Annotated in this window: 11 protein-coding genes; 2 read left to right on the forward strand and 9 right to left on the reverse strand. The window is 61.5% G+C overall.

The features are described from left to right. Window positions 1–129: 129 nt before the first annotated feature. Window positions 130–1,635 (reverse strand): SDR family oxidoreductase, encoded by a 1,506-nt coding sequence (locus ACYU70_RS01335; RefSeq protein WP_342295740.1) that lies wholly within the window; start codon window positions 1,633–1,635, stop codon window positions 130–132. Window positions 1,636–1,765: 130 nt separating this feature from the next. Here ACYU70_RS01335 and ACYU70_RS01340 point away from each other — a divergent pair, with 130 nt between their 5' ends. Next, window positions 1,766–2,629 (forward strand): DUF2911 domain-containing protein, encoded by an 864-nt coding sequence (locus ACYU70_RS01340; RefSeq protein WP_342295742.1) that lies wholly within the window; start codon window positions 1,766–1,768, stop codon window positions 2,627–2,629. A gap of 91 nt (window positions 2,630–2,720) precedes the next feature. Here the strand turns inward: ACYU70_RS01340 and ACYU70_RS01345 are convergent, their stop codons facing one another. The 8 genes from ACYU70_RS01345 to ACYU70_RS01380 form a co-directional block, all read right to left on the reverse strand. Continuing rightward, on the reverse strand, window positions 2,721–4,067 hold the full coding sequence (locus ACYU70_RS01345; RefSeq protein ID WP_342295744.1) for a T9SS type A sorting domain-containing protein: 1,347 nt from the start codon (window positions 4,065–4,067) through the stop codon (window positions 2,721–2,723). A 76-nt stretch (window positions 4,068–4,143) separates the two neighbouring features. Then, window positions 4,144–4,905: a slipin family protein gene (locus ACYU70_RS01350; protein ID WP_342295746.1), complete on the reverse strand. Its 762-nt coding sequence runs from the start codon at window positions 4,903–4,905 to the stop codon at window positions 4,144–4,146. A gap of 94 nt (window positions 4,906–4,999) precedes the next feature. Then, window positions 5,000–5,470 carry a hypothetical protein gene (locus ACYU70_RS01355; protein ID WP_342295747.1) on the reverse strand — a complete coding sequence of 157 codons (471 nt, stop codon included), beginning with the start codon at window positions 5,468–5,470 and terminating at the stop codon, window positions 5,000–5,002. A 28-nt stretch (window positions 5,471–5,498) separates the two neighbouring features. Continuing rightward, window positions 5,499–6,854, reverse strand: coding sequence for a M28 family peptidase (locus ACYU70_RS01360; RefSeq protein WP_342295749.1), 1,356 nt, complete (start codon window positions 6,852–6,854; stop codon window positions 5,499–5,501). 202 nt (window positions 6,855–7,056) lie between these two features. Continuing rightward, complete coding sequence (locus ACYU70_RS01365; protein ID WP_342295750.1) at window positions 7,057–7,986, reverse strand: enhanced serine sensitivity protein SseB C-terminal domain-containing protein; 930 nt, start codon at window positions 7,984–7,986, stop codon at window positions 7,057–7,059. A gap of 231 nt (window positions 7,987–8,217) precedes the next feature. Further along, a complete protein-coding gene (locus tag ACYU70_RS01370) occupies window positions 8,218–8,613 on the reverse strand; it encodes a c-type cytochrome (protein ID WP_342295752.1) in 396 nt (131 codons plus the stop codon). 165 nt (window positions 8,614–8,778) lie between these two features. Next, window positions 8,779–9,474 (reverse strand): SCO family protein, encoded by a 696-nt coding sequence (locus ACYU70_RS01375; protein ID WP_342295754.1) that lies wholly within the window; start codon window positions 9,472–9,474, stop codon window positions 8,779–8,781. Between the two features lie 8 nt (window positions 9,475–9,482). Next, on the reverse strand, window positions 9,483–9,941 hold the full coding sequence (locus ACYU70_RS01380) for a hypothetical protein (RefSeq protein ID WP_342295755.1): 459 nt from the start codon (window positions 9,939–9,941) through the stop codon (window positions 9,483–9,485). Between the two features lie 444 nt (window positions 9,942–10,385). On the opposite strand from ACYU70_RS01380, the gene ACYU70_RS01385 reads away from it, so the two are divergent. Continuing rightward, complete coding sequence (locus ACYU70_RS01385) at window positions 10,386–11,378, forward strand: aldo/keto reductase (RefSeq protein ID WP_342295756.1); 993 nt, start codon at window positions 10,386–10,388, stop codon at window positions 11,376–11,378. The last annotated feature ends 58 nt before the right edge of the window (window positions 11,379–11,436 follow it).

The following is an 11,436-nucleotide window of genomic DNA, read 5'->3' on the forward strand; positions in this document are numbered from 1 at the left end:
CTACCTAAAGATATTGCAACCCAATTTGTGCAAGTATCAGACTCTTGAATCAGTTATAATAAAAAATTAAATAACTGTAATACAATGGATAATATGGGATTATTTAGACTTTATACCGTGCTGAAAACTTCATGACTGAGCCAGCTCCGGCTGATGTGTCGGCGGTGCCGCGCTCTCCCGGTATTCCACCAGATTCTTCACCATGCCTTTGAAAATAATGCCGTGAAATGGCAGCACCGAGTACCAGTACAGCCGCCCGGCCAGGCCGCGCGGGCGGTAGGCGGCCAGCTGCTCCACGGCGTGCGAGCCATCGGGCTGGTCGAGGATGCGGAACTGGAGCCAGGCCTCGCCGGGGAGCTTCATTTCGGCGTAGAGCAGGAGGCGACGGCCGGCTTTATCGGCTACCAACACGCGCCAGAAATCGAGCGGGTCGCCGGCGCGCAGGCGGCTGGGCGAGCGCCGGCCCCGGCGCAAGCCCACGCCGCCCACAGCCTTGTCCATGAGCCCCCTGATGCGCCAGAGCCAGTCGGTTTTGTACCAGCCCCGCTCGCCGCCGATGCGCCAGATATTGTCCAGCACCTCCGCCACCGGCCGAGTGAAGGGCATGAGCTGGCGGTCGAAGAACATGCCGTTTTTGGGAATCTGGATGGCGTCCATGTAATTCTGGCGCATCACGCCGGAGCTCAGCGCGTCGCTCCAGCTGCTCACCACCTCGTTTTGCTCGATACGCTGGAAGGCCAGGGCCAGGGCCGCGCGGTAGTCCATGCAGGTATGCGGAATCACGGCGCTGATGCTGTTTTTGGGGTCGCAGATGGTGTCGTTTTTCAGGCTTTCGACCAGGCTTTGGGCCAGGGAAAAGGTGGTGCTCGTGACCAGATAAAGCCACCACGACGACAGCCGGGGCGTGAGCACGGGCACTGTCACAATCCAGCGCTTGTAGCCGCGCTCGGCTGCCAGGCCCAGCAGCATTTCGCGGTAGGTGAGCACATCCGGCCCGCCCACATCAAAGGCCCGTCCGAAGCAGGCCGGATTATCCAGCACATTGGTGAGGTAGAACATGATATCCCGAATGCCAATGGGTTGGCAGCGCGAGTTCAGCCAGCGCGGCGTCACCATCACCGGCAGCTTCTCCACTAAATCCCGAATGATTTCAAACGAAGCCGACCCTGAGCCAATGATGATGCTGGCCCGCAGCACAGTGAGCCGGGCCGTGGTAGCTGCGCTCAGCACGTTTTCCACGGCGCGGCGCGAGCGCAGGTGCACACTCAGGTCGTGGTCGTTGGCAATGCCGGAGAGATAGATGACCTGCCGGGCCGTGGTGGTATTGAGGTAGTCGGTGAAATGCTGCGCCGACTGCTGCTCCTGCTGGAAAAAGTCCTCGTTGCCGCCGCTCATGGAGTGCACGAGGTAGTAGGCCACATCAATATCGGTGGGTACGGCGGCCAGAGTCTTGGGCCGGAGCAGGTCGCCCTTCACCACGCTCACATGCGGGTGCAAGGCTTCGGGCAGTGTTTCGGGCAGGGCAAAGCGGCGCGGGTCGCGCACCAGGCAGATGATGTCGTGGCCGGCCTCGGCCAGCAGCGGCAGCAGGCGCTGGCCAATGTAGCCGGTGGCCCCGGTGAGCAGGATTTTCATAAGGTCGCGGCGGGGGCGTGGAACGTGTGGCGGCGCTCCCACTTTGGTGTAACGGCCTGGTGGCGCGCTTGTTTGGCTACTGCCGCACGCGTGCCCGCAACCCTGACGCTGAATCAGCATCTTTGCGCCTATGAAACACGCCTTACACCTGCTCGCCGCCAGCCTGCTGCTCACCACCACCGTGGCGCAGGCCCAAACCAAGTTCAGCATCCCACCGCTGAGCCCGACCACCCACATCCACCAGAACTTCTCCACATCCTACATCGACCTGACGTACTCGCGGCCCTCGCTGCGGGGCCGCACGGCCTTCGGCGGGGTGACTCCGTATGGCACGGTGTGGCGCACGGGGGCCAACACCATCACCAAAGTGCGCTTTGGCGAGGAGGTGAAAATCAACGGCCAGGTGGTGCCGGCCGGGGCCTACGCCCTGCTCACCATCCCCGATGCGAAGGAGTGGACCTTCATCCTGAACCGCGACACCGCCCAGTGGGGCTCCTACGAGTACAAGCAGGCGCTCGACGTGCTGCGCGTGAAAGCCAAACCCACCAAGCTGGCCGCCCCCGTCGAAACCATGAGCCTGACCGTGGAAAACCTCAAGCCCGCCTCCGCCGACCTCGTTATGACTTGGGACCGCACCCAGGTGGCGCTGCCAATCGTGGCCGACCCTGACCGCGTAGTGATGGGCCAGATTGAGCAGGCCATGAAGGGCGAAAAGAAGCCCTACGTCTCGGCCGCGCAGTATTATTACAATACCGGCAAAGACCTCACTACCGCCATCGGCTGGCTCGATGAATCCATCAAAGCCAACCCCAACAGCTACTACGCCTACTACTGGAAAGCCAAGCTGCTCCAAAAACAGGGCAAAAATCAAGAGGCCATCGCCGCCGCCAACAAGTCAATGGAGTTCGTGAAGGATGATAAAAACGAAGTATCGAAAGCCGAATACACGCGCCTGAATCAGGAAGTGCTGACGGCGGCCGGCGCGAAGAAATAGCTCTTCTGCAACCCGTTGCCCTATTTATTGCGGCACAAAAAAACGCCCCGCATTATTTGCGGGGCGTTTTTTTGTAAGAGCCAAACAAGAATTACTGCACCACCACTTTCTGGCGGGCAGTGCCGCTGGCGGCCTGCACCTCCAGCACGTAGATGCCGGCGGGCTCGCGGCTCAGGTCGAGGGCGAGGGGCGTGGCGCTGGTCCAGGCTTGCGTTTGCACGAGGCGGCCGGCCACGTCCAGCACGCGCACGGTGGCGGGGTTGGCCGTGGTGCGGGCGGCTTGCAGGGTGAAGCGTCCGCCCAGGGCCGGGTTGGGCGATACCGTGAGGCTGGCTTGCAGGCCGGCATCGGTGCGGGTGGCCAGGGCCGTGCCGCTGTAGCGGTTCACAACTCCCGTGATGCCCGTAGACTTAATCTGGATGCCCGCCGACCAGCCCACGGTGGGGCTCACAAACTCGGCCCCGATGTGGTTGAAGGTGTTTTCGAGCGCCACCCAGGTCTGGCCGTTGTCGCGCGAGTAGGAGGAGCCCTGGTCGCCGTTGCCAAAGTCGATGCCGGTCGAAACGTACTGGCTGGTGCCGGGCACCATGCTCAGGCCCGCGCCGTGCAAGGGGCCGGAGTAGGTAACGGCAGTCCAGGTAGCACCGCCGTCGGTGGTGCGGTATAGGCCGTGGTTGAGGCCCCCCAGGGCATCCAGCGTGCAGAGTAGCCCATTCTGGGCATCGCGGAAGGAGAGGGTAGCCGGACCACCCAGACTGGGGGCGGCGGTGGCTACGGTCCAGGTCAGGCCCTTGTCCGGCGAGTGAAATACGCGTCCCTCCGTGGTGACGAACCAGATGTGGTTGCCCACCGCTGCGGGCGCAGTATTCACCGGATATTCCCCCAGCGGGGCAGCGGGCGGGGCGGCCACCGGGGCCCAGGTGAGGCCACCGTCGGCCGTGGTATACATCTCCATCTGGTTGGTCCCGGGCAGCGGGTCGCCCACGGTCAGGCCATCGGTGGCCGAGAAAAAGTGAATCAGGTCCGGGTAGCTGCTGGCGCTGGCATACACGGTGGCGCTGTTCTGAATGGTCCACGTCTGGCCGCCGTCGGTGGTGCGGAGGATGCGGCCGCCCGTATTGTTGTTCAGAAACGTAGTAATCCAGGCCGTGGAAGCACTAATGGCCGAGAGGGCCGTGAAGTCCTCATCCGCACCGGTTTGGATGGGCAGGTTGGTGACCGTCCAGTTCTGGCCGGCGTTCACGGTGCGGGCCACCTGAGGTATCGAGTAGGTACTCGAAGTGCCCGTGCCCACGGTCCAGGCCGTGTTTGCATCCACCGCATCAATGTAGAAGGGCGCTATATTGGGCGCAAAGCCGACGGATTGGCCAACCCACTGAGCCTGGGCCGTAAAACCCAGCAAGCAAAAGCCGAGGCAGGAAAGGAAATGTTTGTTCATAAATAAAAGGAAGAAAAAAGGGTGATTTCGTCTCGGTAGATTGCCAAATTAGGCCGTTGGTTGCCCGGCGGCGCAATTATTTTTCCTGTTGGCTGACCATTTGCGTGAAGCTTTTGGCCGCGTTGGTAAATTCAGACGGAATAAGCACCACCGTCGTGGTATTATTATCAATACCGATTTCCGACAGCATCTGCATCCGGCGCAGCTCCAGCGCGATGGGGCTTTTCTCCATTTCCAATGCGCCCTGCGTGAGTTTTATCGAGGCTTCCAGCTCTGCCTCAGCTTTGATGATGCGGGCGCGCTTCTCCCGAATAGCTTCCGCCTCACGCGCCATGGCCCGCTGCATGGATTCCGGGATTTCCACGTCCTTGATTTCGACCAGCTCAATCTTTACGCCCCAGTTTTCGGTGGCCGCGTCCACAATCTGCATCAGCGAAGCGTTGATGGCGGCACGCTCCCGCAACACCTCATCCAGTTGGTGCTGGCCGATGATATTGCGCAGCGCCGTAACCGACAATTGATAAACCGCCTGGTTAAAATTGGCCACCTTAATAATGGCATCGGCCGGATTCACCACCCGAAACCACAGCACGGCGTTCACCTTAATGGTCACGCTATCCTTGGTGATGGTTTCCTGCTGCTCCAAATCCACGGTTTTGGTGCGGATATCAATGGTCTGCTGGCGCTCGATAAACGGGATTATCCAGTACAATCCCGGCCCGCGCCCGCCCACAAACCGGCCCAATCGAAATACAATTGCCCGCTCGTATTCCTGCGCAATGCGAATACCGGAGAGGAGGAGCGCCACAATGATGAGGAGAATAACGGACAGCGACATGACCAAAAGGGGTTAGTGAGGTTTTGGGAGATGTATCGCTGTTGGGATGCGAGCATTACAACCGGAGAATATGGTAAACGAATAGGGAGAATAGCTACTTGCGTTTTCGGTTGGCGAATGTCCCAATCATACCATTCAATTTTGCGGATTCCGCTGTTGAAATACGGCCTTCTTGTTCGGTAGCATTAATTAAATCAACCGCGTAGTCATACTCAATCAGCCCTTTAATTTTCCCACGATTTAGAATTTTGCGCAGTTTGTCCTCACGCAAATAGCCCAACTCTTCTGCGTGAACTTTCCCCCAGAAGTATTCAACCGCTTCACCAGTTGATTCCTGAAAGAAAGTAAAGACGTCTGCTGCTCTGTAATCAAGAGACCGAATATTTCTGTATGCAGGTGCTGGATTTAAAATGGAAATTTTCCACTCAGTATAAGTATTTGCGAAGTGCTCGATATTCTCTTTTGAAAAGGCTGTGGGTGGGAAGGTTTTAAATGCATCAATTGCCAAATCAATTGCCTTTGCAAGTCTTGAAGATTCAACGTCATATTCCTTTTTTACAGGCATGAGCTTTTTGCTGGATTAAGCTTGAAACTTACCGCCCCACTACCGGCAACACCGCCACACTTTCGTGTCCGGCGGCATCAATACTCACCACGCCAAAAATGAAATTATCCTTGCTGATGGGCAGGTCGGCTTTGGTATCGGAAACGGGGAAGCGCTGCTGCCACTGGGGGGCGCTGGTTTCGCGCACCAGCACCACGTAACTGCTGGGTTTGGGGCCGGTGGCGGGGGCCTGCCAGCGCAGCTCGGTGCGGTTGGTGAGGTTGGCGGTGAGGACTTCGACCTTGGCGGGGGCGGCGGGGGCCAGGGCCAGGCCGGCCATGGTGGCGAGGTTCACGCCGGCGTTGCGGCGCAGGTAGGCGAAGTCCACGCCTTCGGTTACGTCGCCGTAGGCGCGGCCCTTTTCGGTGCGCAGGTCCTGGTGCTGGTGGGTGAAATCCTCGTTCATCTCGGTGAAGCGGACGGCGGCGAAGCCCTGCTGGTTGAAGGGTGTGTGGTCGCCGCCGCGCAGGAAGCGGTCGGGCCGGTACTCAATGGCGACCTGGTGGCCGTGGCCGTAGAGCTGGGCCATGCGGGCAGCGTAGCGGGCCAGCTGGCGGCTGGGTGCGTCGTTTTCGGAGCTGAGCTGGCGGCGGATTTTGGCCTGCTCGGGCGTTTCATTGGCCGGCACGCCTTCGCTGAACACGCGCAAGTGTTTGTCGTCGCTGATTTCGGGGTCGAAACCGTGGGAGTTGCCCACGATGTCATTGTTCAGCATCGCAATCAGATTCCAGCCTTCCTTTTTGGCGCGCTCGGCGAGGTGGCCGGAGCCGTAGAGTCCCTGCTCTTCGCCCTGCACGGCCACAAATTTGAGGGTGCAGGGAAACGTCTGGCCGGCCAGCACGCGGGCCAGCTCCATCACCAGCACGGTGCCGGAGCCGTCGTCGTTGGCCCCGGGTGCGTCAGCGGTGGCGTTCATCACGTCCGAAACGCGGGAGTCGATGTGGCCGCTGACGAGGATGACGCGGGTATCGGTGGGGTCGGTGCCGGGCAGGGTGGCCAGCACGTTGGCCATGAGCACGGGCTTGTTGATGCGGCGGCCGTCGGGCTTCACGGTGAAGGTGTCCATCTCGACGGTCATTCTTCCGCCGCCGGCTTTGCTGTATTTCTCGAACTCGCTTTTGACCCAGTTGCGGGCCGCGCCGATGCCGCGCGTGGGGCTCTGGGTGTCGCTCAGCGTGTGGCGCGTGCCGAAGGAAACCAGCTTGCGGATATCGGCTTCGAGGTTTTTGGCTGAGATTTCATCGACCAGTTTTTGAATGGTAGGGTCGGCGGGCGGCAGGAGCGGGGCGGGCTTTTGGGCGAGGGCGGCGAAGGGCGCGAGCAGGAGGAGGGCGGCGAGTTTCATGGAGGTAAACTTACGGGAGTGAACGCAACTCCCCTCCTTACCAGGGAGGGGATGTTTGGCTGAAAGCCAAACGGGGGTGGTTGTGGGCGTTTGCACGTCTGGAGGGAATACGTTCCGACCGGCGCACACGCCACAACCACCCCCGTTTTCGCTGGCGCGAAAACATCCCCTCCTTGGTAAGGAGGGGAGTTTGATGTTCTACTTACTTTTTATAAAACGGCTCAATCGTTTTGAAATACGGGTTCACACCCTCTTCCGAAGTCACATCCAGCAGCATCAAATCGACGAACTGGTACACGTTGGTTTTGCCTTCGAGCACGGGGCCGAGCTCCTGCATGAAGCTGGGGTCGGGGTTGGAGCTGATGAAGGCGAGGAGCAGGCGGGGCACGTCAGGGTTGTTGGCCAGCTGCATCTGGGCCACGTAGGCGGCTTCGATGTGGGGCTGGGTGGCGGCCCAGGCAGCAATGGCGTCGGTGACGGCGGTGGGGGCTTCGGCGGGCTGGCTGAGCATCACCTGGGCATCGCCGCCGGCGGGCGAGAGCGGGCCGGTGAGCTGGCCATTGAGCAGGGCGGCTAATTCGTCTTTGGGCAGGAGCTTGCCGGCGGGCGAGAAGGGGTTCAGCACGCAGTCCTGGCCCTGCACCATGTTGAAGAAGGCGTGGCCGGGGATGCGCACGTAACTCACGGCGCCGTTGTCCACGCCGCCGTCGGTGAGGCGGGGGGGCGAGGAGAAGATGGGCAGCTTGCCGTCGTTGAGAATCTGGAGCTGGATTTCCTGGCCTTCGGCGAGGACAACTTCGCCGGTGCCGATGCCTTCCATGGGGGCCAGAATCATCAGGATTTCTTCCTGCAGCAGGGCCTGGTAGAAGGCGGGGCGGGCGTTTTCATCGGTGGCGGCCAGCAGCAGGAGCTGCTCCAGCACGTTCTGGGGCTCGAAGGGGAAGGGCTCCGGCTCGGGCATCTGGAAGGTGGGCACGGCGGGCTCGGGCTCTACCGGGGCCGTGAATTTGGCGCCCTGGTAACGGGGGCCGCCGGCGGGCTTTTCGGCCGGGGCCGAAGGGGTGGCGGGGGTGGCAGGAGCGGCCGGCTTTTCGTCGGCGGGTTTGTTTTTGAGGAAGTCGAGCAGGCCCATGGGGAATTCAGTTTTGCTGGTGGATTGAGGTGCAATCTACGGCGAAAAATGGGTTTTGGGAGGGTGGAATGGGGATTAAGGACGATGACAACGCGGAAAAAAGCACGTCATGCTGAGCGTATTCGAAGCATCTCTACCGCAATGCTATTCCTTTCGATTGGAATTAGTTGCGCGGTAGAGATGCTTCGAATACGCTCAGCATGACGTGCTTTTATCAAGCATTTTGCCCCCTCAATGGCACTTATCAATCTGGGCCTGCACGTCATTAATGGTGCGGGGAGCGCCTTCATTGCCCCAGTGGCTCTCGATGTAGTTGAGCAGGTTGGTGAGCTGGGCGGGGCTCAGGCCCTTGTTGCTGGGCATGATGTTGTGGTAGCCGACGCCGTTGACTACAATGACCTCATTCTGGCCGTTGCGAAGCAGGCAGGCCAGCTCGGCGCGGTGGTCTACTAAGTAATCGGATTCGGCCAGGGGCGGGATGAGGCGGGCGAGGCCCTGGCCCTGGTCGCCGTGGCAGCTGGCGCAGTGCTGGGCGTAGAGCTTTTCGCCTTGGTGGCGGTTGTTGCTGAAGCAGCCGGGGAGGAGCAGGAGGAGGGCTGCGAGCAGAAAGCAGGGGCGGAAGGGCATTGAAATAGCAGGGAACTCAGGTTAGAGCACGGTTAGCGATGTAGGGGCGGGGTCGTACCCGGTAGGGCCTGCCCCCGCCCGGACGTTCGCATCATTACAACGGTGCCGTTCAACGGCGGGCGGGGGCAGGCCCTACCGGGTACGACCCCGCCCCTACATCGTCTACTACTTCCCGGCCACGCCCTTTTTGCGGCTGTCGATTTCGGCCAATAGCACCGGGATTTCGGCCATTAACCTAGCCACTTCCTTGGGGTTGAGGCTGTCGTAGAGGCCGCGAATGTGGCCCTGGTCGTCCACGAGGGCGAAGGTGCCGTTGTGGGCGAAGCCGCCGGGGGCCTGCTGGTCGGGCATAGCGGCGGTGAAGTAGGCTTTGGCCAGCTGGAAAACGGTGTCTTTGGCGGTGGGCTCGCCGTGGGCACCGGTGGTGGCGAAGTGCCAGCGGTTGGCATCGGTGATGCCGAGGCGCTGGGCGTAGTCTTTGAGGACGGGGATGGTGTCGTGGGCCGGGTCGATGGTGTGCGAGAGGATGGTCAGGCGCGGGTCCTGGCCGTATTTGGCGTACACTTTCAACAGCTCGGCCTGCATTTTGGGGCAGATGCCGGGGCAGGTGGCGAAGAAGAAATCGGCGATGTAGGCCCGGCCGGCGAAGGTTTGGTTAGTGAGCGTCTGGCCGGCCTGGTCGACGAGGCGGAACCGGGGCACGGTGGCGAAGACGGTATCGGCGGGGCCGCCGTCGGCGCGGGGCTGCACGTCACGCTCGCCCATGATGGGCAGTTTGGCGGCTTCCTTGGGCGGCTCGGTGCAGGCGGTGGTGAGCAGGGTGGCGGCCAGCGCGGGCAGCAACAGCAGGCGATTGAACATGGGCGGGGTTATTTGGAAGCGGGGGGCAGCACTTCGCCGGCGGCGGGGTGCTCATTGTGGAAGCGGGTGGCCGAGTCGATAGTGGCCTTGTACTGGCGCTGCACGGCGTCGAGAATCAGCTTCTGCTGCTGGAAATAGGCGAGGCGGGTGGCGGCCGTGGCCGTGGTATCGGGGGCTTTGTACTGGTGCATCCAGCTCATCATGGCCTTATCGGCGGCCAGCAGGCCGTGGATGTAGGGCGCGGGGGCCTCGGAATGGTAACCGGAGAGCTTGGCCTTGAGCTCGTAGAGCTGGCTGGTTTGGGCCATCAGGGAGTCGTGCTGATTCATGAGGGCCATTTCGGCGGCGCTGACGGGCGAGGCCGCGCCGTTTTCGGCGATGGGCTTGTTGGGAGAGGAGCAGGCGGCCAATACCGGCACCGAGGCCACTACGGCGGCGCGGAGCGCATTTTTAAAGGGGCTTTTCACGAGGCAAAGGTACGGCCGGCGGCCGTGAGGGAACGGTGAGGCGGGAGGGAGGAAGACTGTGGCGGGACCGGGAAAGCCCGTGGCGGTACCGAGGAAGGTTGGGGCGGCAGGGAGGGAAGCCGTGGCGGGACCGAGGATGGGTGGGGCGGGACCGAGGAACATCGGGGTGGGACCGAGGGACGGTGAGGCGGGAGCGAGGAGAGTCGTGGCGGCAGGGAGGAAGGCTGTGGCGGGACCGAGGAGAGTCGTGGCGGGACCGAGGAAAAAAGTGCGAAATCAAAAACCGGAGTCAACCGGTTTGTCATCCTGAGCGTAGCGAAGGACCTTATCATGATTGCGCTGGTCGAATTACTGCAAACAGCTCAGCGGCGATAAGGTCCTTCGCTACGCTCAGGATGACAAATTTTCATCCACCATTCCACTCATCCACCAAACCACCACCATATGAAAACCCGTCAACTGGGCCGCTCCGGCCTCACTGTATCGACCCTGGGCCTGGGCTGCATGGGCATGTCCGATTTCTACGGCGGCCAGGACGATGCCGAAAGTACCCGCACCCTGCACCGCGCCCTGGAGCTGGGCGTGACGTTCTTCGATACGGCCGATATGTATGGCCCCTACAAAAACGAGGAGCTGGTGGGCCGCGCCTTCAAAGGCAAGCGCGACAGCGTGATTCTGGCCACCAAATTCGGCATTCAGCGCGACCCCAACGACCCCACCCGGCGCGGCATCAACGGCCGGCCCGAGTACGTGAAATCGGCCTGCGAAGCCAGCCTCAAGCGCCTCGGCACCGATTATATCGACCTATATTACCAGCACCGCGTGGACCCCAGCACGCCCATCGAGGAAACCGTGGGGGCCATGAGCCGGCTGGTGGAGGAGGGCAAAGTGCGCTTTCTGGGCCTGAGCGAGGCCGCGCCGGCCACCGTGCGCCGGGCCGTGGCGGTACACCCCATCGCTGCGCTGCAAACCGAGTATTCGCTCTGGAGCCGCGAGCCGGAGGACGAGATTTTACCCACCGTGCGCGAGCTGGGAGTGGGCTTCGTGCCGTATTCGCCGCTGGGCCGGGGCTTCCTCACGGGCCAGATTAAGCGCTTCGAGGACCTGGCCGAGGACGACTACCGCCGCCACACGCCCCGCTTCCAAGGCGAGAACTTTCAGAAAAATCTGGATTTGGTGACCCGCATCAATGACTTGGCGAAGCAGAAGCGTTGCACCGCCAGTCAGTTGGCCTTGGCCTGGGTGCTGGCGCAGGGCGAGGACGTGGTGCCCATTCCGGGCACCAAGCGCGTGAAATATCTGGAGGAGAATCTGGGGGCGCTGGAAGTGGAATTGACGAAGGACGAGCTGGCGCAGCTGGATGAGATTGCACCGAAGGGCAAGGCGGCGGCGGGGCTGCGGTACCCGGCGGCGATGATGGGCTCGGTGAACGGGTAACGACTATCATTGCGAGTGGAGCGCAGCGGAACGCGGCAATCCGTCCTCTGAATGCGAC

The organism is Hymenobacter segetis, from assembly GCF_054776495.1.